The 23,578-nt window shown below is 58.2% G+C and carries 16 protein-coding genes; 14 read left to right on the plus strand and 2 right to left on the minus strand.

What is annotated here, in order from left to right:
* The first annotated feature begins 280 nt into the window (after positions 1-280).
* The 6 genes from QNM96_RS14535 to QNM96_RS14560 all read left to right on the plus strand — a co-directional run bounded on the left by QNM96_RS14535 (position 281) and on the right by QNM96_RS14560 (position 11,290).
* The gene (locus QNM96_RS14535; protein ID WP_283837225.1) at positions 281-1,513 is read left to right on the plus strand and encodes an extracellular solute-binding protein; all 1,233 of its coding nucleotides are present in this window, start codon (positions 281-283) and stop codon (positions 1,511-1,513) included.
* A gap of 284 nt (positions 1,514-1,797) precedes the next feature.
* On the plus strand, positions 1,798-2,820 hold the full coding sequence (locus QNM96_RS14540; protein ID WP_283837226.1) for a sugar ABC transporter permease: 1,023 nt from the start codon (positions 1,798-1,800) through the stop codon (positions 2,818-2,820).
* Positions 2,820-3,656 (plus strand): carbohydrate ABC transporter permease, encoded by an 837-nt coding sequence (locus QNM96_RS14545; RefSeq protein ID WP_283837227.1) that lies wholly within the window; start codon positions 2,820-2,822, stop codon positions 3,654-3,656. The genes QNM96_RS14540 and QNM96_RS14545 overlap by 1 nt, the downstream gene beginning before the upstream one ends.
* A gap of 11 nt (positions 3,657-3,667) precedes the next feature.
* Positions 3,668-4,798, plus strand: coding sequence for an ABC transporter ATP-binding protein (locus QNM96_RS14550; protein ID WP_283837228.1), 1,131 nt, complete (start codon positions 3,668-3,670; stop codon positions 4,796-4,798).
* A gap of 165 nt (positions 4,799-4,963) precedes the next feature.
* The gene (locus QNM96_RS14555) at positions 4,964-7,945 is read left to right on the plus strand and encodes a glycoside hydrolase family 2 TIM barrel-domain containing protein (protein ID WP_283837229.1); all 2,982 of its coding nucleotides are present in this window, start codon (positions 4,964-4,966) and stop codon (positions 7,943-7,945) included.
* 132 nt (positions 7,946-8,077) lie between these two features.
* Positions 8,078-11,290: a glycoside hydrolase family 2 TIM barrel-domain containing protein gene (locus tag QNM96_RS14560; RefSeq protein ID WP_283837230.1), complete on the plus strand. Its 3,213-nt coding sequence runs from the start codon at positions 8,078-8,080 to the stop codon at positions 11,288-11,290.
* A gap of 838 nt (positions 11,291-12,128) precedes the next feature.
* Here the strand turns inward: QNM96_RS14560 and QNM96_RS14565 are convergent.
* Complete coding sequence (locus tag QNM96_RS14565) at positions 12,129-13,358, minus strand: ABC transporter substrate-binding protein (protein ID WP_283837232.1); 1,230 nt, start codon at positions 13,356-13,358, stop codon at positions 12,129-12,131.
* A 614-nt stretch (positions 13,359-13,972) separates the two neighbouring features.
* Here QNM96_RS14565 and QNM96_RS14570 point away from each other — a divergent pair.
* The 8 genes from QNM96_RS14570 (at position 13,973) to QNM96_RS14605 (ending at position 22,488) form a co-directional block, all read left to right on the plus strand.
* Positions 13,973-15,100: an amidohydrolase family protein gene (locus tag QNM96_RS14570; RefSeq protein ID WP_283837235.1), complete on the plus strand. Its 1,128-nt coding sequence runs from the start codon at positions 13,973-13,975 to the stop codon at positions 15,098-15,100.
* 1 nt (position 15,101) lies between these two features.
* Complete coding sequence (locus QNM96_RS14575) at positions 15,102-15,461, plus strand: Rieske (2Fe-2S) protein (protein ID WP_283837237.1); 360 nt, start codon at positions 15,102-15,104, stop codon at positions 15,459-15,461.
* 302 nt (positions 15,462-15,763) lie between these two features.
* Positions 15,764-16,525, plus strand: a complete 762-nt coding sequence (locus QNM96_RS14580; RefSeq protein WP_283837239.1) for an IclR family transcriptional regulator — start codon at positions 15,764-15,766, stop codon at positions 16,523-16,525.
* A 677-nt stretch (positions 16,526-17,202) separates the two neighbouring features.
* Positions 17,203-17,964 carry an enoyl-CoA hydratase-related protein gene (locus tag QNM96_RS14585; RefSeq protein ID WP_283837240.1) on the plus strand — a complete coding sequence of 254 codons (762 nt, stop codon included), beginning with the start codon at positions 17,203-17,205 and terminating at the stop codon, positions 17,962-17,964.
* A gap of 303 nt (positions 17,965-18,267) precedes the next feature.
* On the plus strand, positions 18,268-18,603 hold the full coding sequence (locus tag QNM96_RS14590; protein WP_283837241.1) for a hypothetical protein: 336 nt from the start codon (positions 18,268-18,270) through the stop codon (positions 18,601-18,603).
* Complete coding sequence (locus tag QNM96_RS14595; protein ID WP_283837243.1) at positions 18,600-20,120, plus strand: UbiD family decarboxylase; 1,521 nt, start codon at positions 18,600-18,602, stop codon at positions 20,118-20,120. Before QNM96_RS14590 ends, QNM96_RS14595 begins: the two co-directional genes overlap by 4 nt.
* Positions 20,117-21,538: a UbiD family decarboxylase gene (locus QNM96_RS14600; protein ID WP_283837244.1), complete on the plus strand. Its 1,422-nt coding sequence runs from the start codon at positions 20,117-20,119 to the stop codon at positions 21,536-21,538. Before QNM96_RS14595 ends, QNM96_RS14600 begins: the two co-directional genes overlap by 4 nt.
* Positions 21,535-22,488: an MBL fold metallo-hydrolase gene (locus QNM96_RS14605; protein ID WP_283837246.1), complete on the plus strand. Its 954-nt coding sequence runs from the start codon at positions 21,535-21,537 to the stop codon at positions 22,486-22,488. The genes QNM96_RS14600 and QNM96_RS14605 overlap by 4 nt, the downstream gene beginning before the upstream one ends.
* Positions 22,489-22,614: 126 nt before the next feature.
* Here QNM96_RS14605 and QNM96_RS14610 read toward each other — a convergent pair whose 3' ends face one another.
* Positions 22,615-23,457, minus strand: a complete 843-nt coding sequence (locus QNM96_RS14610; RefSeq protein WP_283837247.1) for an enoyl-CoA hydratase/isomerase family protein — start codon at positions 23,455-23,457, stop codon at positions 22,615-22,617.
* Between the last annotated feature and the right edge of the window lie 121 nt (positions 23,458-23,578).

The raw sequence follows: 23,578 nt of genomic DNA on the forward strand, positions 1-23,578 counted from the left end.
GACACAGCCGACGACAACAGACTGTCCGCATTACGGACGAAAACGACCGCACCCATATCGCCACTACAGCCGTTATCTCCGCCCACTGTATCGCGATATCCGATCCGGACGCTGTTGGATACGTAATGGGAACATCGGGTGTTACGATAAAATGATATATAGGATTTACCGAAACGTTCATTTAATACCTTCTCTAACATGAGTTTGGATGACAATGACACGCAGAACCACTCATAGTGTTCGCCGTCGTAGACTGCTTCAGGCACTCGGAATCGCCGGTGTGTCTGGACTGGCAGGCTGTGTAAGTACAGGCGGTGACGACGATACCGACCTAACCGGATGGGGATGGAACATCGCGGCGCAATCTCTCCAGGACGCCGCGGTGCAATACAACGAGGAGAACGGGACCGACATCTCGGTCGACGAACTCGGGGATGACGCGTGGGAACAGCGGTTCCAGACCGCGATCACGAGCGGCGAAGGAGCACCAGAATTTTCACCAGTTCAAAACTACGAAGTCGCATCGTTCGCCGACCTCGGCGGGCTAACCGACCTCACCGACCGAATCGATGAGGCGGAGATACGGGACGATATCATTGACGGAAAGTGGGATACGGTCAACATCGACGGTAACGATTACGCGCTTCCGTGGGACCTGGGGCCGACCGGTGTATTCTATAACCGAGAACGGTACAGCGAGGCGGGAATCGATCCCGATAATATTGAAACGTGGGACGACTTTATCGAAGCGGGAGCGTCCCTTCCAGACGATATCGCGATGCTCGACCTTCCGACCGAAGAGATACCACAGCTTTGGCGAACGCTGTTCCGACAACTCGGTGGACAGTCGTTCACCGAAGACGGCGACGTGAACATCGCCAGTGGGGAAAGCGTTCGTGCCGCAGAACTGATCAAAGACTTGGACGATGCAGGCATTACAACGCGCGTAGAGATGTGGTCTGGCGGTTGGTTTACCTCCTTCGCTGAAGGCGATATTTTATCGATGATATCGGCAGCCTGGATGGACGGAACGCTTCGCGCGGAGCTTCCCGACACCGAGGGGAATTGGGGAGTCTACAAGTTGCCCGCGTTCGAAGAAGGTGGTTCCCGTGCATCGAATCGGGGCGGCTCCAATCTGGTTATCCCATCGCAGATACAAGACGAGGAGGTCGTCGAGGAGGTCTGGGAGTTCTGCCTCTGGAGCATGACGACTCCCGAAGTACAAAACACGATGCTAGAGGAGTACGGGTTGTTTCCGTCGTTAGCTACTGCTTACGACTCATCGATTTACGAGGAAGAACAGGAGTTCTACGACGGACAGGCGGTCTGGGAACTCTTCGCGGAGGTTGCCGAAGAGATCGAACCGTATCGATATACGCCAGATACGCCTGAAGTCATGAACGCACTCGAGACGGAACTCAATGATATGCTCGACGACGAACAATCACCGGAAGAGGCGATGGAAAACGCCGCAGAAACGGTCGCAGACCGCACTGACCGTGATCTGGCATAATATGAGCACAACCGACGGACAGAATCACGCGAACACGACCCGGAATCAGTAGTAGCTATGGATACAAGACAAACTCGTATCAATACGCCAGAAGGATCGAAGCCGTCGAATTCGCCGGCTTCGGTCCGCTCGAAAAACGACTACTTCCGCCACGACATTCGATCGGTATCCCGTTCAAGCACTCGGGCGGAGAGACAGATGAACGATGTGGACGCTGAGAGGCGTCGAACTGAATGTGAGCAAACCGAGATTTCAATAGAGACAGATAACACGGTCGTTCTGGTATGACCCTTGGAGCTATTATTTCGAAGATTCAGTCGTCGCACTCGTATAAACGAGCGTCCGATCAGCTTCGGTACAAGCGTCAGACTATTGCCGAATGGCTACCGACGCTTCCAGGGCTCCCTTACCTGTATATTTCGCCGTTTTTCATCCTCTTCGGGATATTCCTGCTGTTTCCGACGGTGTACACGCTTTATTTGTCCTTTTTCACATATCTCGGCGTAGCCGATGGAAACCTCTTCGAGATACAACTGGGAGCAGTCGAAATTGCGATTCCGCGGATAGCAAACCTGGAATTCGCCGGTCTATCGAACTACGAGCGATTGCTACTCAGAGATTCGCTCTTCCACCGGTCGATGTACAATACAGCGTTTATTTTCTTTGTACAGGTGCCGCTGATGGTCATCCTCGGTATGGCCACCGCGCTCGTGTTGGACGCCAAATTCATTCGCGCAAAGGGGCTATTTCGGACCCTAATTGCGCTTCCGGTCGCGACTGGCCTCGTCGCGTACTCGACCATCTTCCTCTTGCTGTTCAACGACGACATCGGGCTTATCAACTACATGTTAGAGTCCGTCGGCGCGACGGCGATTCCGTGGTTGACGGACGGGTTCTGGGCGCGAATCACGCTCGTGATTGCAGTCACCTGGCGGTGGCTTGGATACAACATGATCATCATACTAGCCGGGTTACAGACGGTTCCACAGCAGTTGTACGAAGCGGCCGAAATCGACGGTGCGAGTCGTTGGCAGAAGTTTCGGTACGTGACCCTGCCCCAACTCCGTCCAGTCCTGTTGTTCGTCGTGGTCACTTCGACGATCGGAACCTTCCAGATATTCGCCGAGCCGTACGTCATTACCGGCGGCGGCCCGGGCAACGCAACGATTACCGTCGTACAGTACATCTACGAACAGGCGTTCTTGCAGTTCAACCTCGGATACGCGAGCGCGGCCTCGGTGATTCTGGTTACCATGGTTAGCATCCTATCAATACTCCAAATAAAATACGGAGGGGGTGAAGACTGATGCGCGAGGATACCAGGAACAAAGCGCTCTGGAAATTCGGGAGCTACATCTTCTTGCTCATCGTCACCGCTCTCGTGACGATTCCGATCTACTGGATGGTGGTCACCGCGACGATCCCTCAATCCGAGTTCTTCTCGTGGCCGCCGCGGGTCATCCCTGGGACGTACTACTTCGAAAATCTCGCGGCGCTACAGGAGAACACGAACTTCATCAGGAGTATCGGGAACAGCCTCATTATCGCGATTTCCTATACTATCCTCTCCTTGCTGCTCTGTTCGATGGCCGGCTTCGCCTTCGCGAAGTACGAGTTCCGGTTCAAAGAGCCGTTGTTCTACTTTATTTTGGCGACGCTTATCCTCCCGATTCAGCTGCTGATTATTCCGCTGTTCCTCCTAATGGTCCAGTTCGGGTGGACGAACTCGTTCCTCGCGGTGATCCTTCCGTGGGCGGCGAATCCCCTCGGGATATTTCTGATGCGCCAAAATATGCGAGCGATACCCGATTCGCTCCTCGAGTCGGCTCGAATGGACGGCGCAACGGAGTTCCAGCTGTACTACAAGATCGCGTTGCCGACGATGATCCCGTCGTTGGCGGCGCTTGCGATTATTCTGTTCTTGTTCCAGTGGCAGGCATTTCTCTACCCGCTGGTTATTCTCCAGGAACCGGAGATGTACACGATTCCGCTCGCGTTGGCGGATCTCGTCGGGGCACAGCGAGTGTACTACGACCAGATAATGGTCGCGACATCGCTCGCGATTATTCCGATCTTCGTGGTGTTCCTGACGCTCCAGAAGTACTTCATCAAAGGGATCCTCGCAGGGTCCGTCAAACAATAAGGTGATCAACAATGGCTACAATCGACATTACGAATTTACGAAAGGAATTCGGTGACGACGGCGAACAGATCGTGGCAGTCGACGACGTCGACCTCACAATCGAAGACGGTGAGTTTCTCGTCTTCGTGGGGCCGTCCGGCTGTGGGAAAACGACGACGCTTCGGTGTATCGGCGGCCTCGAGGACGTTACGGAGGGCACCATCGAATTCGACGGAACCGACGTAACGGACGAACGTGCCCGGGAACGAAATGTCGCGATGGTGTTCCAAAATTACGCCTTGTACCCGCACATGACCGTCGAACGGAACATCGGCTTCCCGCTGAAGCTATCGACGAAGCAATCCTCCGAAGAAATCTCCGCTCGAGTGACGGAGGTCGCGGAGTTGCTCGGGATCGAACCGTTGTTGAACAAAAAACCGAAGGAGCTCTCCGGCGGGCAACAACAGCGCGTCGCGCTCGGTCGGGCGATCATCCGCGATCCCGAGGTGTTCTTGATGGACGAACCGCTCTCGAATCTGGACGCGAAGCTCCGCTCGACGATGCGGACGGAGCTTCAGGAGTTACAAAAGGAACTCTCGGTGACCACCGCGTACGTAACTCACGACCAGACCGAAGCGATGGCGATGGGCGACAGAATAGCCGTTCTCAATCACGGGCAGCTACAACAGGTCGGCACGGCCGAAGAAGTGTATCGATCGCCGACCAACGAGTTCGTCGCGGGATTCATCGGCAGTCCGAGCATCAACCTCTTTACGGCGGCGGTCGACGGAAACACGCTCACCGGACCCGACGGATTCACCTACACGCTCGAGGACACCGCGCCGCTCGAGGGCAGGGACCGCGTCCGCGTCGGCGTCCGGCCGGAAGACCTGACGCCCGTTTCGGACGGGAGCATGCCCTGTGACGTCACCGTCGTCGAGCAGATGGGGAACGAAAACTTCCTCTACGCGGAGATGGGCGACATCGATCTAACGGCGCGTATCGAAAGCAGGCTCAATCCGGCGGAAGATATCGGGATCACGTTCGGATTCGAGGAGGAAGATCTCTACCTCTTCGATCCGCAGACCTCATCAGCCCTCAAAACGAAGACGAGCGAGACGAACGTCGACTACCAACAGTACGTCCAAACTGGGAACGTCTAACGGTAGCGAAGACGGAACCCAAACTCAAAGTCGGTTTTAGGACGAGGGCACCCGCGTAACGACAGCGACGGTAAATCGGTCGGAAACGCTCTCTCGCGATGATTGTATTGTTTACCTGAATTACGGAAATAGCTATATGTATCGATCGCCAATGGTCGATAGACCATGTTAGACGAAGATATACTAGGCGAAGCCGTTAGCCGACGAACGATGCTTTCGTCGGTTTCGGGTGTCGCATTGAGTACCATCATCGCCCCCAGCGTGGGCGCTCGCGACCGAACCCCCGTCGAAGCGGACGAGGTTCTCTCCAGTTTCAATGGGGATACCGTTCCGTCGGTTTCGCTCACTCCTCGGCCAGCAGAGCCGGAGCGTCGACGATCGCTGAACGGAGAGTGGGAGTTCACTGAACGCGCGGGCACTGACATCCCGGAGACGGACGACTGGGGATCCGAGGACGTTCCGGGACAGTGGAGATGGGACGAAGTCCTCGAGGACGAGAGCGAATGGTACCCGCCCGACGACGCCAGCGGCTGGTATCGGAGAACGTTCACGATACCGTCGTCGTGGGACGGTGATCGACTCAAACTCCGATTCGGAGCCGTCTACAGTCAGGCAACGGTGTGGATTAACGAAACGGAGGTCGGCGAACACACGGGCGGTTACACCCCCTTCGAAATCGACATCACCGACGAGGTTTCGATCGGCTCGGACAATACCGTCACCGTCGCAGTCTCTCACCGATCGGTCGCCGACGATCTCAGTTGGCAGAACGTCACCGGCGGAATTACGCGAGACGTGACGCTCTATAGCGTCCCGTCGGCCTTCGTCTCCCGGTTCCACGTGGACACCGAACTCCACGACGACGGAACGGCGACGGTGTACGCGGAAACGACGGTTTCGAACGACGGGGGTGAGACCGTCGAAAACCCGGTCGTCGACCTCGGGTTGACGAACCCGGACGGAGAACACGCCGGTTCCACCGAACGCGAACTCGAGCCCCTCGAGAGCGGTGAATCGAGGACGGCGGTGCTCGAAATACCCGTTTCGGATCCGGTCACGTGGAACCCGGAGCAACCCCGATTGTACGATATCGAATGTACACTCGCCGCCGGTGACCAGCAAACAAACCTCGAGAAACGGGTTGGCATTCGCCAGCTGACCGTCGTCGGAAACGAACTCCGACTCAACGGAACGGCGCTTACGCTCCGGGGGATTAACTGGGAAGAGATCCACATCCCCGAGCACGGCCACGCGGTTCCGGAGGAACTGACCCGCCGTGACGCCGAACGACTCCGGAAAGCGAATATCAACTTCGTTCGGACGGCCCATCACCCGACCTCCGAAGCGTTTCTCGAGGCCTGTGACGAACTGGGAATCGTCGTCGAGGTCGAAGCGCCGCACATGTTCGTCGGACGGGGCCGCCCCGATCCCGAGTACGATCTGGTTCTCCAACAAACGGCAGAGATGGTCGAGCGCGACCGAAGCCGAACCTCGGTCTGTCTGTGGTCCATCGCGAACGAATCCGAGTGGTACCAGGCGTTCGAGGACGCCGCGACGCTCATCCGCGAACTCGATCCGACCCGTCCGACGATTTTCCACTACGACGTCTACGACGAGGGGCAACCGTGGGAAGAGCACGTGGACATCGACAGCCACCACTATCCGGCCAAGCGAGTTGATTCGACGGTCGACCAGTTCGAGGACCACGACGATCCGATCATGTTCGGAGAGTACGCCCATCTTTACTGTTACAACGACCAGGAACTCGTCACCGATCCCGGCCTCCGGGACGAGTGGGGCCGCCTGTTCGACGAGATTTGGGAGCAGTGTCGATCGGTCGAGGCGTGTATGGGTGCGGCGATCTGGGCGGGCGGCGATCACTTAGAGCAGTGGGGAGATTACCTCTGGGGCATCGTCGACCGACACCGACGGCCGCGGCCCGAATACTGGCACGTGAAGAAGACGTATTCTCCGGTCAAACTCGCGACGACGGAGTGGGTCGACGACGACGAATCGGTTCAGCTTACGATCGAGAATCGCTACGAATTCATCAATCTCTCCGATCGTCGCCTCGAGTGGGAACACGCCGAGGGCGAAGGTGTCGTAGACGCGGACATCGAACCCGGAGAACGCGGAGAGGTCGTCATCCCCGCGGAGAACGCGGACGAAGTTACCGTTCGCGCCTGTCATCCGGACGGATTCACGATAACGTCGTTCGGGCTTCACCGAGAGGAGCCGGAATCGGAACGGACGAACGAGACAGGGGGCGGTCCCCCTGACGGTGCCGGATCCGTCTTCGAAGCCGACGGAGCGGTTCGCGCGGAAACGCCGACCCACGCGCTGTCGGTGGACTGTCGGTCGGGGGAGCTTGCTGTCGGATCGGGGGGTAACGACTCGGTCGTCTCCGGAGCCCTCGAGCTCGCCGCAACGCCAATCCAGTCTGACACCGGGAGAGCGTACGACGAAGCCATCGACTACCGCCTCGAGGAACGAACGGTCGACGACGTTCGGATCGGAGACGACGGCGAGACGATCGTCACGGAAGTGAGCTACGAGACGGCAACTGGTGAGTTCGTGATCCACCCCCTCTCGGGGGGTATCGAAATCGAGTACGATTTTACGCTCGAGGAGTCGCTTTCGCTGCGAGAAGTCGGCCTCTCACTGCCGGTTACGGACGACCACACCACGCTTTCGTGGACGCGGGATGGACACTGGAGTACCTACCCGGCGGATCACATCGGTCGACTGTCGGGAACCGCAAGCGCGTTTCCGACCGGCGGTCGGCCGGACGACGACACGAAGCGACTCGACCCCGATCAGCCGTGGAAAGACGACGCGACAATCCGTGGGTCCAACGACTTCCGGAGCACGAAACGGAACGTGCTCGCCGCAGACCTCAGGAGCGACGACGAGGACGGAGTAACGATTCTCTCCGAAGGCGACCAACACGTTCGGTGTCAGGTTCGCGACGACGCCGTCGACGTGCTCGTTCTCGATCGATCGCTTTCGGGCTCCAGCGCTGACTGGATGGACCGGTATCCAGTTCTGGATCAAGAGCCGGAACTCGAGTCGGGAACGCAGTTATCAGGGAGCGCACGATTTCAGGTAACCGGATCACGCGCCGGTGATCTTCCCGCAATGGACTGATCTGGACTGCTGTGAGTAGGGAGGTCGAAAGACGCTGGCAGTCCCTCGACAAGCGGCGGATCTCACCGAGAACGTGCCAGATAGATTGTTTTTCACCCGACCGTTTATGATCGATCGATTCGTGGTGTTCCTATGGCTCGACGCCCAGTAGAACGAAGCTCGCTCCCCGAGTACATCGAAAACCCGGCTCAGCTCGGCGAGAACGTCGAACCGGTCCACTGTCCGACGGTCGGCTACGAAACGATAGCGAACGCGGTCGCCGCGAACGAACCACTGACAGAACTCGAGTCCCGATGGGAGGAATCGAACTACTTCGAACGGCTCGACGGGGAGTGGGAGTTCTGTTGGGCCGAAACGCCAACGGACCTTCCCGAGGAACTCCCGGCGGACAGCGACTGGGACACGATTCCGGTTCCGTCGGTCTGGCAACTCCACGGATACGACAGGCCGATCTATCGGAACCACGCACTGACATGGGAGCGACTGCCCGAGGTCGAGACGCTTCCGGATGCGCCCGACGTCCCGTCCGAATTTAATCCGGTCGGAACGTATCGACGAACGGTGACCGTTCCCGAAGCTTGGGAGGGAAACCGGCGCTCGTACCTCCAGTTCGAGGGCGTCAAATCCGCCTGTTTCGTCTGGATCGACGGCGAGTACGTCGGGTACGATCAGGGATCGATGACTCCCTCCGAGTTCGACGTGACCGATCACCTCGATCCGGGTTCGGATCACGAACTCCTGGTCCAAGTATTCCGGTTCTCCGATGGAAGCTACCTGGAGACCCAGGATATGATCCGATTCAGCGGTATCTTCCGGAGCGTATTCGCGTATTCGAAGCCGGAGAGACACGTTCGAGATTACACCGTCCGAACCGACTTCGACGAGGCGCTCGTCGACGCCACGCTCTCCGTCGACGCCGATATTCGCTGGCCGCAAACCATCGAAGACGAACCGGAACTGACGCTCGTCGGCGAGTTGTACGATCCGAGCGGGTCACTCGTCACGACGATGGAAGCGCCCGCCGAGCGCGGAGACGGAAATTCCGTGCGGCTGGAAGCAGAAATTTCCGATCCAGAGAAGTGGTCCGCGGAGGATCCGACACTGTATACCCTGGCGATCGCGCTCCGAACGGCGGCCGGCGAGACAACGGAGGCGCTCACCCAATTCGTCGGCTTCCGCGAATACGAGATCGACGACGGAGTCCTCACGGTTAACGGGAACCCGGTGACGATCCGCGGGATGAACCGACACGACCACGATCCGCGGGGCGGACGAACCGTACCGTTCGATCGGGCACTCGAGGATCTCAGAGCGATGAAGCGCAACAACATCAACGCGATCAGGACCGCACACTATCCGCACGATCTCTCGGTCTACGCCATCGCCGACGAACTCGGGCTGTACGTCTTCGACGAAGCGAACGTCGAAACCCACTTCGATCTGAACTTCGTCAACGACCACCCCGAATTTCACGACGCGTTTCTCGAGCGATTCGAGCGGATGATCGCCCATCACAAAAACGTCACCAGTATCGTCGCCTGGAGCACCAGCAACGAGGCGGGAACCGGGCCGGCACACGAGGCGATGGCCGAACACGCCCGCGACGTGGACGAGACGCGATTCGTCTTCCATCAGGGCGACGGCGAAGCGCCTTACGAGGAGTTCCACGACTCGATGACCGGGACGGCGCCGTTTACCGACATTTCCGGGCCGCGATATCCGATTCCGGATACGCTCGCGCAGTTCAGTTCTGTCGACGACCGCCCGCTGATCATGGGAGAGTACGCCCACGCGTTCTGTAACAGCCTCGGTTTGCAGGACGCTTACTGGGATCTCGTCAATACGATCGACGGGGTGCAAGGCGGATTCATCTGGGAGTGGACCAATCAAACGCTTCGGGCAGATACCGTGGCGGACGGGAACACGCGGAGTGACGGCGTGTGGTTCGACGGCGACAGCTTCCTCCTTGACGGCGTCGTTTTCTCGGACCTCTCGGCCAAACCATCTCTCGAGCAGGTGAAATGGACTCAGCGACCGATGTCGGTAGAACCGGTAACACCGCGCGACGGCGTCGTAACGATAACGAACGGCTTCGATTTCACGAATCTGTGCGAGTACGAACTTCAGTGGGAACTCGCTATCGACGGCGTAGTCGATCAGAGGGGCATCGTTGACGTAGATATCCCCGCGGGACGCACTCGAGGAGTCATACTCCCGTTCGAAGAGCCGTCCCTCGACCCGGGTCAGGAGTGTCTGGTGACGGTTAGTCTTCATCTCGGTTCCGACACGGAGTGGGCAGATCGCGGGCACGAGATAGCGTTCGAACAGTTCGAGGTGCCGATTCGCCCTTCGGCGAAATCGTCGAGCGATGGCGAGGTCGAACGCGGGGCGCTCGAGGTCACCGAACTCAAGGAGGAGATTCTGTTCGCCAGCGATCAGTTCGAGTACCGCTTCGATCGAACTCGAGGGCGGTTCCGGGACCTATCCATCAGGGGACAATCCGTCGGACAAGACGGGCCGATATTCGACGCGTATCGCGCACCCGTCCCGAACGAGGGCCTCGTTCGAACCGCGACAGAGTGGGGGTACAACAATGGAACGGAGTGGACCGAACTCGGACTCGATAGACTCACCCACGACGTTCGGGAGGTGACTCTCGAGCGGGGTTCGTCAGATCACGCGCGTCTCGAGGTTCGGACGACGGTCAAAAACACGCAAGGAGATCGCTTATTCGACGTCGCCTACGGGTACGGCGTTCACGCGACGGGAGCCATCGATGTCAAGGTTGCCGTCGAGCCGACCGAAACGCTCCGTGAACGGCTTTCGTCGTGGCTACCACGGATGGGTATCGACCTCGAGTTACCAGCCGCGATAACCGACGTCGAATGGTACGGTCGCGGGCCACACGAAACGTATCCCGACAGGAAGACCGGAGCGAAAATCGGGCGGTACACCGGTCAAATCGAAGACCAGTTCGTCCCCTACCGCGTGCCACAGGACAACGGAAACAAAACCGACGTTCGATGGGCGGCGATGACCGGTTCGGAGGCCGGCATCATCGTCTCCGGTGATCACCCGCTGAACGTCCGCTTCGACCGGTACCGGAACCTCGATGCGGCCGAATACCTCGGGGACCTGATTCCGAGCGACGAGACGACGCTGTCGGTCGATGCGCGCGTTTCGGGAGTCGGCGGAACGCCGGTAAAACCGACCGAGGAGCACCGAATCGAACCAGATCCGCTTTCGTTCTCGTTCGTTTTGCGACCGTACACCCCGAATACCTACTCGCCGGAATTATCGGGAAAAGGCGAATCGGGCAACGGAGATAACACTCCTGAGAGTTGAATACCGAGCAGTCAAAGCGATCGAGATAGATCGACGTTTCAGGTCTTATTCGGGCCGTTTCGGCGTTCCAACGCGCCCGAACACTTGCTGAGGACAGTCCCGGCCGTTCACAAGAGTTGTTTGCCATTGTAGTGTATATATTTGTCAATATAGCACTCTTCTATAGAATTGAACAGAAGCAGTGAAAAATCCCTATTTGAATTCGATAGCGCAACTATATCCATAGATAGTGAATATACTAGCCCCCGAGTGGCAAATAAGCACAATATATGGATTTCTCTTTCGGTTTCGGAAAGTAACAAAAAATCAATGCAGAAAAACACGAAAGCGATCATTTGAGCATCAATTCGGTGCTCTACAGAATTTTAGTCCGTAATCGCAGAAGTCAGAAAGCTCCTTATTTCTCATAATATTCACAATACTACCCAGTAATACAGTGAAGCTTCCACGACGGAGACGAGACTCCCGCTGACTCAGTGAGAATCCGGCTCAGAACCGATGCCGGTGACAGTGGACACTCCAGGTTCGGCTCCGAACTGACCGTTGTCGCCATCGTCTTCGCCGAGAAGCATCGTCGCGGTACCGAACATACCACTTCCCTGATTGATTCGCGTACCCCGGAGTAACACGAAATTGTGCGGGTGCTCGGTTTCGTGGATACGTCCCTCTTCGAACGCTGTTTCTGTCCGAATGCTGGTCCTGTCCGAACGCTGTTCCGTTCCGATCACTGGGCCGCGGCTCTATCACGTCGATCGACGAGCACACGAGAGACGAGAGCAAGCGGTTCCGATTGCCGTTGACGGGGAAGCTAGCTCGAGAGAGAAACTCGTTTCTCGAGTCAGTCGATCGGCATCTCCTCGGGGTTGTACGGTTCCAGCGGTTCGGATCGGAACGATTCGACCAACCCAAAGTCCCCGTCGGGGTAGTACTCCGGCGGCTCGAGCTCGAACTCGCTGTAGATTTGTGACTGATTATCGAGTTCTCCCCAGTCGCTGTACTCGAGCGGGGTAGAAAAGAGCGTGTCGTGTTCGATGTCGCGAATCGCCGCGCTGATCTCGGACGGGTCCTCGGAATCGGCCGCTTCGATTCCGGCGGCGATCAGGTGCGTCGTTACGTATCCGAGCGCTTGCGTGCTGCCGAAATACTCACCCGTCTCCTCGTAAAATCGATCCGCGACTTCCACGTACTCCGCAGCGTAGACATCCGGTTGGTGGAAGAACGCGAACCCGCGGGAAATGTCGTCGCCGATGGCGTTATAACTCGCCGTCGGTTCCTGTAGACCGGCGGTAAAGAGGTCCGGTTCGATGCCGATCTCGAGCATCTGAGAGAACATCGCGTGGACGCCGGACGGGTGACCCGAGCCGACCAAAAACTCGACGTCATCGGAGAGGTTTCGGAGGTACGGATTGAAGTTATCCTCTTCGAACGGTGCGACTTCGATCTGGACGTCGACGGGGAAAAACTCCTCGATGGACGCTTCGACGGCTCTTCCCCACGCGTAGTCGCCGATGATTGCTGCGACCTCGTCGTACCCTTCCTCCTCGACGACCTCCGCCTGCGCCTGAATGGTCGTCGGTGCAGGGAGGTGACCGACGCGAAACGTGTACCGCGAGTCGGTCGTCAGAATCTGGTGATCTCCGGCCGCGTGAAGGAAGAGCGGAACCTCGAGATCTTCGACGGTGTTCGCCGTGGCGACCCCGACGTCGCTCGATACCGGCCCCACGAGGGCGACTGCACCGTCCCCTTCGACCAGTCGTGTCGCGGCGGTGTTCGCCTCCCTCGGATCGGTTTCGGTATCGATACTCTCGTATGACACCTCTTTGTCGAGGACGCCCCCGTCGTCGTTGATTTCCTGGAGAGCGAATTCGATCCCCGGGTCGTAGGCTGCCGAGAAATCGGCAAACGGCCCACTGTACGGCTGTAATCCCCCGATCGTGATGGTATCGTCGTCGCCACCGCGGAGTTCACCGAGACAGCCAGCGAGTGTCCCGAGGGTCGCTCCAGCGATGCTCGTCTTGAGAAACGTCCGACGACGTGCTTGCGAATAGTTCATGTTGTGTTTTACCACACCACAAGCAATTTGATTTCTAACTTACTTAAATCTTGGGTCGTCCGAGGACGACGTTCCTCACACGGGGCAAAGGTGGCGTGACGCCGAAAGGGCGTAATCCGCCCTGCGGAATGTTTGTTGTGAGAGAACGCACGCCCACCCCAATAAAGTAGACGGTGGTCCCGCGAAGTTCTTCTTTACACAAGTACAATTGTATAGAATCTGGAATCGCCCTCCCTATATCAGTATTGTTCGGCGATAACAAACGAACACAAATGCTTTTCGTCGACCGGCAAATACCTCCCGCCGCTTTCCATCGACGCCGAAGCGATCGACTCGCTGAATGCGTACTAGCAGCGTATAGCGTCACGGCATCTAGTACCGTTCTAACGCCGAGCGCGGGGTGAAATCGAAGGTGTTCGTCCGGTTTCGCTCAGCAGTCGACACTCGAAACGGTACTGGTTCCGTGCACCCGAATCGTCGGCCGACGGGCACGGCGAGTGTCGCTCTTGCACGTTCGTACACCGCCGAACCATCGAGAGTACCACCCCGGATACGTCACGTCGCAGCGACCGGGAATAGCTCCGCGCCAACGGATAATACTAAATATCTCGTCTGCATTATCGACACACATGGCAACAGAACAGGTGGATACAGATTTGGAGATACCAGCGGAGGCGAGGGACGTTCGAATCATCGATCTCGACTTCCACATGAACCCGACGGAGGACCAACTCATCGGGTACGTCGAGGACGACGCCGCTCGAGAGAAACTCTCGACGGAGTTCGGAATGCTTCCGCGGAAAGCCAAGTCGGACGCGGCGTACGCCATTCCCGGCGGTAACGAAGGGCTGTTCACGCAGGGAAAAGCCGAAGCCGCCGAGGACGTTAAACTCGCCGCCGACAAGTTCGCAATAGACGAACCGATCGTCAACGTTGGCCTCAATAACACGCCGACTCAGCACAATCCCGTCCTCAAGAACGCGATCGTTCAGGCCGCAAACGACTTCGCACTCGATCAAGTCATTCCCGAGGACCTCTACTGTCTGATGATGGTTCCACAGTGGGATCCAGAGCACGCCGCCGAAGAGATCCGTCGCGTCGGTGACGAAGACGGCTTCATCGGCGCGTACGGCTGGTTCGGGCCGTTCGCGCTGTTCGGAGAGACACGGTTCGACCCGATGTTCGAAGCCCTCGTCGAACACGACCTCCCGCTGGTCCTCCACGGCTCGCTGTCGATGTGGCCCCAGAACACGCCCGTGGGCGATAACATGTTGAGCTGGACGGAGATGCTCGGTCTCGATTGGCCCGTCTTCGCGCAGGTAAACGTGGCAAATATGATTATGTCGGGTCTGTTCGACAAGTTCCCGAGCCTGAACGTCATCATCGAAGAGGGCGGTCACTGGTGGATTCCGTTCCTCCGGTACCGACTCGACGAGTTCTACGAGATGCACCCGGACGATATCATCATCCAGCCGCGCAAACACGAGATGGGAGAGCGGCGGCTTGGTCGCAAACCGAGCGAATACCTTCGGGACAATGTCTACGTGACGACCCAACCGATGGCTCCGCCGGAGCGGACTCGAGACACGAAACAGATGCTCGAGCAATCCATGGCCGAGGACACCTTCCTCTACTCGAGCGACTGGCCGCACCAAACGCTGGATCCGGCGACATGGGCCTTTCGGAACCCCGCGTTCGACGACGACCTCTCGAAGGCAATCTTACACGAAAACGCGGAAGACCTGTTTGGGATCTAATATGAGTTCGAACGAATACACGAAAGTGACGACCGTCGACGACGTGGAGCCGGAACGAGGAATGAGCGTCACCGTGGACGGGATCGAGATCGCGCTGTTCAAAGTCGACGGCGAGTATCACGCTATTACCAACCGCTGTCCGCACCAAAACGCCCCCCTCGACAAAGTCGGTGAAAAAAAGATCAACGGCGAAAAGTGCTGGAACGAGCGCCGAGGTGGATTTACCGACCAGCCCGCGGTTACCTGTCCGTGGCACCTCTGGGAGATCGGTCTCGAAACCGGCGAACACGAAACGTCAGGCAAACGAGTAAGCGTCTTCGATGTAAAGGTGGAGGGGGACGACGTGCTCGTCAAAGTGTAATCGTACCACTCCGTATCACTCGGGCAGCGGGTCGACGAATACACCCATCTCATCCGATGACCGCGCCGAAACTGCCGCTAGGGGCGTTCCAAGCGTCGACCGATGAGTGAAATCGACGAACGCAATCGATTTCACCCCCGCAGTTCAGGCTTGGAACGGGACTAGTATATAGAGTGCGCTCGTTCGAAAACCGTTCGGCGGAGTAATTCACGCGCTTGTAAAGCGGATAACGGGGTGGAAGCGAGGCGGTCCGCGTCAATCCGATCGAAATGTTAATGTTTGATGTTAGCAAAAGCGAGAGTATGGATACGACCCGAAAAATCAAGTCATCGGAGACGATGTTTGCCATCGTCGACCAACTTCGGGCTACCGACGAGGCGGGCGTGACGGAACTGGCCGACGCCCTCGACATGTCAAAGAGCAACGTCCACCACCACCTTTCGACGATGCAGGATCACGGGTTCGTGGTCAAGAAGGCCAGCGGGAGGTACTCGATCGGTCTCGAGTTCTTTTCGGTCGGCTTCGACGCTCGAAACAGGTACCAAGTCTATCAACCGGTGAAACAGAACCTTCCGCAACTCGCCGAAGAAACCGGTGAAACGGCCTGGTGTATGGTCGAAGAGAACGGACGAGGGATTTTCATCGACGGCTACTCGTCGAAAGCGTCTCTCAACCCGCACGGTGTTATCGGCACGTGGAAGCCGCTTCACTGTAGTTCCACGGGAAAGGCGATTCTGGCGAATTTGCCAGCGGAGCGACGAGACGCATTTTTAGACCGGGATACGCTCCCGGCGATGACGGAGTACTCTAGCACGGATCCCGAGGCTGTTCGCGAAGAACTCGGAGAGATTCGTCGTCAGGGGTTTGCAAAGAACTGGGGCGAAGACATACACGGGATCCACGCCGTCGGTGTTCCGATCTTCGACGGTGCTAACGAACTCGTCGGTTCGATTTCCGTCGGCGGCGCGGCGAATCGTCTCACGGAAGAGTACTGCGTGGAGGAACTCGTCCCGCTCGTCAAAGCGACCGCGAACGATATCGAGCTGAACTTAGCGTACAAGTAAGCTCGGTGGCGATCCCCGCGATGACCGATGTGAAAATCGAATTATATTTCGATCGAAAACGGACGAGCAACCGCTCAGCCGACGTCGACACACGGTATTCGGTGCGAGAGACGGTGTCGGAACGCCGATAGCTGTGAAAAACGAATACCGTAGCCGCTCTGGGATTTACGGAACAGATGTGAACTCCTCGTTGACGTTCGTTACCTCGAATACCACGTCTCAGTTCAGATAGGCGACTTATTTTGCGCCGAACGGAGGACCTACCAAGATTAAACACATATCATAAGGGAGAGATAGTATGAGAAGGGTGCCGACGCGAACGCTATCAGGTGAGCAGCACCCAGACTATTCTACCGCAGTAAGAAGCGGTCGACGGAGGAGATTCTGCAGGGAGATCGCTAACAGAATAATGAGGGACCGATTTTGAAGAGTGTTTGGTTTCTTCAACGAATATTCGTATACCTTTAGCTAAAGACAAGTTCTCAGCGGTCGAGGTGCGGTTTAATCGGATTATTCTACGGAAATTGATTGTATTTCCGACCACACCCACGACGAAAAAGTATAGGTCTGATCCTCGTCATTATTATATAAGTATCAGTATTTATTTGGGTACGACAGTCGTGGCAAACTGAACTCGGTCTAGGTAATTTTAACACGGGTAGTAGAATGGGTACAGTATGATCGTTGAAGACAACGGGGGCAGACGAACGATTACGTTCGACCGACCCGAATCGCTCAACGCAGTTACGGCGACCGTCGCCGAAGAGTTGGCAGACGCCATCGAAGCAGTCGACGTCGACGGTCACGACGTGATCGTCCTCACCGGCGAAGGTGACGCCTTCAGCGCCGGTGGCGACCTCGAGGCGATGTTCGAGCGCGACGAAACGCCGAAAGAATCCGTCGACAGGGTGAGCAACACGCTCGGTCGAGTGGTCGAAGCAGCGCTCTCCTCGGAAGTACCGATCGTCGCCAAAGTCAACGGCGACGCTGTCGGTGCCGGGTTAGCGATCACCGCCATCAGCGATTTCGCCTACGCTGCAGATTCGGCGTCCTTCAGTTGCGCGTTCGTGCGCGTCGGGCTGGTTCCCGATACGGGCGGGACCTTCCTCCTTCCGAAGCTGGTCGGCCTCCGAGCCGCAAAACAGCTGGCGCTTACCGGCGAGTTTATCACCGCGTCCGAGGCCGCGGAGTTGGGTCTCGTGAACGAAAGCGTACCGAGCGGCGAACTCGACGAGACCGTCGGAGACCTCCTCGAAACCCTCGAGAAACGGCCGACGCGCACCATCGGACTCACCAAGCGAGCGATCCACGAGAACATGGGTCGACACTGGCAGGACGCACTGACCCACGAAATCCACGCGCAATCGCTCGCTTACGGCTCCCCCGAACACGAAGAGGGAGTTCGAGCGTTCTTAGCGAACGAAGAACCGGATTATTGAGCGGGGGTAGACCCGTTCCGAACCACAGCCCGGAAAATCCGATGACGTACCGACTCATCGTGGTCGCATCAAGTAATATACCTGTTTGATAAAATAAGTAGGGTTTTTATTTGGAGGACTTACCAATATCTGGTAGCAAGCATGGCAGGGAACTACATCACATCGGAAAACAATTTACCGGAGGATCCTGCAGGGGAAGAAACCAGATTACAGATAAGTGATGCACAAACGAAGGAGATTTCCAGCGTTCGAGCCAGAATAGATACGAATCCGGATAACCTTACGGATCCTGACATACTGACCGTGGTTAAGGGACCACACGAGAACACCGAAGAAGAGTGGTATATCGATATCATCGAGACAGACGAGGCGGACAACATCGACGTCGAACTTCTCGAGGCGACGATGGAGGAAATCGAGGGTCAGTCAACCGTTATTAACACCCGATCGAAAGAAGTGAAAACGCTGTTACAGTACCTGGCCGAGAAAGGGGAGTTTCAATCCGTCTCCGAAGCGAGCCGATCCATCATGTTACAGCATCTTTCGGAGAACTACCCGGCTCTCGTCCGCGAATATATCGACCTCAAGGTCCAGTCAGAGCGTTCGGATCTCGCCGAAGAACTCCACGAGCACGAATGACCATCAATAGTCTCCGAAAGTACGTACAAACCATAGAATCGAACGGGGATCTCCATCGAATCTCCGAGCCGACGTCCTGGAACTTAGAAGCCAGTGCGGTGACGATGCTGTTGAACAAAGAAGACAGCAAGATCCCGCTGTTCGACGATGTCGGCTCAGCACGGTTGGTGGGCGATCCGTTCCGTGGAACGCAGGACAGACCCTGGGATCGAATCGCACTCGGACTGGGACTCCCGCCCGACCTCTCCGCTCGAGAGTACTACGAAATCGTCATCGATCGCCTGAAAAATCCGCGCGATCCCGTGACGGTTTCGGCCGACGAAGCCCCGTGTAAAGAAACCGTCGTAGACGGGGACGACGTCGACCTGTTGGATTTTCCCTGGCCGTACATCCACGGCGGCGACGGCGGCCGGTACTCGAACTTGCACACGCTGATCGCACCCGATCCAGACTCGTCGTGGGTCGATTGGTCGACCCACCGCTCGATGATCCACGACGGGGAAAATGCGAGCGTGTTACTGCTGGCCGGAGAGCAAACGCCCAATCTCTACTACTACAAATACGAGCGAAGAAACGAACCGATGCCTGTCGCGATTGCGGTCGGTGTCGAGCCGGCGGTGCAGTACACGTCGGTCATGTGGATCCCGACGGGACGAAGCGAAGCCGAGTTCGCGGGCGGACTCAAACAGGACCCGGTCGAACTCGTTCCCTGCGAGACGAACGACCTCATGGTTCCCGCAACGGCGGAACTCGTCATCGAGGGCGAAATCGTCCCTAACGAACGCCGAGACGAGGGACCGTTCGGCGACTATTTCGGATACATGCACGGCCCCAGGCGGTCTATGCCTCTCCTCCGGGTCACGTCGATAACTCATCAAGAGAACCCGATCATTCCGTTTTGCGTCGAGGGGACGGGTGTCGGCTACTCCGAGAACTCGACGAGTTCGATGGAAGTCGGCTGCGTCGGCCCCGACGCGACGCTGGGGCTTCGGGCGGCGGGATTCGACGTCGAAAGCTGCGTCCCCTGGAAATCGACGCCGAGAACCGTCTACGTCATCTCGACCGACACGACGAACGGCGGCTACCTCCACGAGCTGGCGAATTTTATATTCACGACCTGGGGGATGCTCCACGTGGATTTCTTCGTCTTCGTCGACGGCGACGTCAACCCGCTCGATCAGCGGGCGGTGCTCGAGGCGCTTTCTCTCCACGCCGACCCGGACAGCGACTTCCACCAGTTCGGGGTCGAAACGATGCCGAAGGTTCCGTTGAACATTTATCAGACGCCAAACGAGAAGGGGGACGTACAGACGGGGACGTCCAAAGCGAAATCGGCGAAAGCGTACATCGACGCCACGCGCGGGGGGACTGAGACTGACGCGGAGGTGGATGTGACCGAGTTGGGGTCGGCGGGTGACGTCGAACCCGAGTATCGAGCACAGAAGATCCTTGAGCGCGCAGGTGTCGAGTTAGAAACCCTCCCGTTCGACGGTCAGGACGAAGGAGGCCACGAATGACGCTTCGAACGCAACTCGACCGACTCGAGGAAACGGAGGATCTCGTGTCGATCACGGAACCCGTCCACTGGGACGAGACGGCTCCGAGCGTCGCGCGAGAGGCGGCCCGTCACGACGGACCCGCGACGCTGTTCGAGACCACGCCCGGAACGGTACGGCTCGCGGGCGGCGTCTACGGCGGCCCCAGTCAGTTCGCAAGCCGATCACACCAGTCGGGCCAACGAATCGCCCAGGCGCTCGGACTCGGGCCGGACTGTTCGTACGTGGAGTTGCTCGAGCGGCTATCCAGACGCGAAACAGCCCCGATCGGAGAGTCGATGACACCACCGGCAGCGACGAACGTTCAGGCGGACTGTGATCTCCACACGCTCGGACTGGCAACGATCGGCGACGAACGGTACCCGCTCGTCTCGCTTGGCCTGCTCATCGTCGAGCGCCGGGGAACGACTACCTGGGTTCCGATCCGAGGAGAGGCCCTACACAGCAGGAAGATTCGCCTCTCCGTGCCGAAAGCGTTCACCGACTGGTGTGAGCCCGAGACGGAAGCGAGCGTGGTGCTCGGCACCTCCGCGTGTTCACTGATTGGTGCACTCCAGGGCTGGACGCAGGATCGGACCACGCCCGACGTTCCAAAATTCGCGGCGGGTCTGGCTGACGTCTCGATGGCGACCGTCGACTCGCGTACCGTTCCAGCGGACGCGGAGGTTCGGATCGATGGACGCCTCACCGTCGTCAACACCGACTCTCACGGGCCGGAGGCGGCCTGGGAGCTGGCGTGTGAAACTGCAACCGTCGAGCTACGGGCCGAGACCATTGCCACGCGCGAGGAACCCGTGGTCGCGTTCGCGCCGCTCGGTGCGCCGCTGACCGACGACATGCACCTCATGAGCCTCGTCGAAGCCGCACAGCTGTTCAGACGGGTAAACAACTACTGGGGCGTCTCTCCGGTCAAATGGATACAGCTCCCGGTCGAGGCGCGACTCGGGCTCTGTATCGTCTCGAGCGAAATTCTGTACGCTGGATTCGAGTGGCAACTGGCGAATACGCTGTTTTCGTTTTCGAACCTCTTCGACAAGGTCGTCGTGCTGGACGAACAGGCCGATCCGACGAATCTCGCTCGAGCGGTCAACGATATGTGGGTGAAAGCTCACCCCGCCAACGACTGGATATTTAGCGAGCCGAACGCGCCTGCGGCGACCGCGACGCGGTACCGTCGCGGCGGCGAAACCGGATCCCGGCTCTACGTCAACGCGACGTGGGACCCGCGGTGGGACGAGGAGTACATCGCTCCTCGAGTGAACTTCGAGACGACGTTCTCGGAGAACATTCTCGACGCGCTGAGCGAACGGTGGGACGAACTGGGTCTCGACGAACTGCTCGGCGACCGAGACGAGACGGCGATTTCCGATGACTCATGAGTGAACACGTTCGAATCCCGGTCGGCGAAGGATCACCCGAAGGAGTAAACAGCGCATATGTGCTTCCGGAACGCGGTGTCGTAATCGACCCCGGGCCGCCAACCGACGACGCGTGGTCGGCGCTTCGATCCGGAATCGGCGAGGCCGGCCTCGAAATAGCCGACGTCGAGCACATCTTCGTCACGCACTGGCACATCGATCACGCGGGGCTTAGCTGTCGGTTGGCCGAGCGAGCAAATGCCACGGTACACGTCCATCGAGACGATAGCGCGCTGATCGGCGACTACGCCAACGCGCGCGAACGCCGACTCAAGCGCGACGGCCGAACGCTGGAGTACTGGGGCGTTCCCGACTCGATTCGAAGGCGGGTTCTCGAGCGGGATACGCCCTCCCGGATGCCCGAGACGTTCCCGGTCGAGTCACACGCCGACGGCGATGTCGTCGCAGGCGTCGAGTTCGTCTACACGCCGGGCCACACGAAAGGTCACGCATCGTTCCGGGCGAACGGACGGCTCTACTTAGGCGACGTGTTGTTACCGACGTACACGCCGAACGTCGGCGGGAGCGACACGCGGCTTTCCGATCCACTCGAATCGTACCTGCAAGCCCTGGCTCGGATCGAATCCCGTTTCGAACGCGGGGAGCCGGGTCACGGAACAGAAATCGAGATTCAGACGGCCGTCGACGACGTTCGGCGGCATCATCGAGAGCGGGCCGAGGCATCCTTCCGGGCGCTCGAGGCGGCCGAGCGGCCGGCAAGTACGCCGTGGGAAGTCGGCCGCGAACTGTTCGGCGAAATGCGCGGAATCCACGCGAAGTTCGGTGCCGGTGAAGCGGCCGCTCACCTCGAGCGGTTAGCCGAACTGGGAATCGTCACGTCCACAGCAGACGAACCGGTCCGATTCCGTCCGGCTGCCGACGACTATCCGGACGTCACGACGCTGTTGTAGCGTATGGAGATGCCAGTTTTCGTTGTCAGAACCTGCGGAGACAGCAGTTTCTCGAGTCGTAATCGAGCGTTGTGACTGGGAGACCGACGATCCAAAGAATAGTTCGGTAGTATCGAGGGGGCGAGTCTACTCGTCGGCGCCCGGATCTTTGTCCCCGAGTTCGACGCCCAGGAAATCCGGTTCGCGGTCGTCGAGGAAGGCGTCGACGCCTTCTTTGGCGACATCGGAACCGAGCAGACGGTTCTGGAGTTCCCGTTCGTGGGCCAACGCATCCGAAAGCGGCATCTCGAGGCCCTCGTTGACGGCAAGCTTGTTGTTTCCGACTGCGACGCTCGACTTCGAGGCGATCAGTTCGGCGAACTCGAAGGCCGCGTCTTCGATCTCTTCGGGCGGGTGGATCTCGTCGAAGATTCCCTTCTCCGTCGCTTCTTCCGGCGTGAGCGTCTCGCCGGTGATCATCATCTCGAGCGCCTCGGAGCGGTCGATGTACCGCGGGAGCAACTGCGTTCCGGCCTCGCCGGCGATCAGTCCGAGGTGGATTTCCGGCATGCCGATGTTGTAGCTCTCGTCGTTCCCGACGTATCGGAAGTCACAGGCGAGTGCGAGCTCGAGCCCGCCGCCCATGCAGTGGCCGTTGACCATCGCGATGAAGATGGTGTCGGTCGTCCGCATCTTCATGATGATCTCTTTGCTCGTCTGGCTCGCGTAGCCGACTTGCCGGCCCGACTTCTCCTGGAGGACCTTGATGTCGAATCCGGTCGAGAAGAACTTGTCATTCGAACTCCCGAAGAGGACCGCGCGGACGTCCTCGTCGAATCGAACCGATTCCACGGCCCGCTGTAGTTCCAACAAGACGTTGATGTCGTGTGCGTTCGCCGGCGGTCGATCCAGCCGGAGGACACCGACGTGGTCGGTTACCTCTGTGGTGAAATACTCCAGATCCAGCTCACTGAACGGTCGGAGTTGCATACAAGATACCAATTGTCGTCCACATATAAGTAACTTTCTTTCTCGCCCAAGGTTTCATAGAATTGAATGGTTTCGATAGCTCTCGCTATGGGCGCGGAGACGAATTCCAGCCGGCTCGAGA

The sequence above is a fragment of the Halostagnicola sp. A-GB9-2 genome, from assembly GCF_030068615.1.
Lineage (GTDB): Archaea > Halobacteriota > Halobacteria > Halobacteriales > Natrialbaceae > Halostagnicola.

Bases quoted from the DNA above. Each gene is read 5' to 3' on its own strand.
- QNM96_RS14585 (WP_283837240.1), top strand. From the start codon at position 17,203: ATGATCGTTGAAGACAACGGGGGCAGACGAACGATTACGTTCGACCGA.
- QNM96_RS14540 (WP_283837226.1), top strand. From the start codon at position 1,798: ATGACCCTTGGAGCTATTATTTCGAAGATTCAGTCGTCGCACTCGTAT.
- QNM96_RS14575 (WP_283837237.1), top strand. From the start codon at position 15,102: ATGAGTTCGAACGAATACACGAAAGTGACGACCGTCGACGACGTGGAG.
- QNM96_RS14610 (WP_283837247.1), bottom strand. From the start codon at position 23,457: ATGCAACTCCGACCGTTCAGTGAGCTGGATCTGGAGTATTTCACCACA.
- QNM96_RS14605 (WP_283837246.1), top strand. From the start codon at position 21,535: ATGAGTGAACACGTTCGAATCCCGGTCGGCGAAGGATCACCCGAAGGA.
- QNM96_RS14555 (WP_283837229.1), top strand. From the start codon at position 4,964: ATGTTAGACGAAGATATACTAGGCGAAGCCGTTAGCCGACGAACGATG.
- QNM96_RS14545 (WP_283837227.1), top strand. From the start codon at position 2,820: ATGCGCGAGGATACCAGGAACAAAGCGCTCTGGAAATTCGGGAGCTAC.
- QNM96_RS14570 (WP_283837235.1), top strand. From the start codon at position 13,973: ATGGCAACAGAACAGGTGGATACAGATTTGGAGATACCAGCGGAGGCG.
- QNM96_RS14595 (WP_283837243.1), top strand. From the start codon at position 18,600: ATGACCATCAATAGTCTCCGAAAGTACGTACAAACCATAGAATCGAAC.
- QNM96_RS14600 (WP_283837244.1), top strand. From the start codon at position 20,117: ATGACGCTTCGAACGCAACTCGACCGACTCGAGGAAACGGAGGATCTC.
- QNM96_RS14580 (WP_283837239.1), top strand. From the start codon at position 15,764: ATGGATACGACCCGAAAAATCAAGTCATCGGAGACGATGTTTGCCATC.
- QNM96_RS14560 (WP_283837230.1), top strand. From the start codon at position 8,078: ATGGCTCGACGCCCAGTAGAACGAAGCTCGCTCCCCGAGTACATCGAA.
- QNM96_RS14550 (WP_283837228.1), top strand. From the start codon at position 3,668: ATGGCTACAATCGACATTACGAATTTACGAAAGGAATTCGGTGACGAC.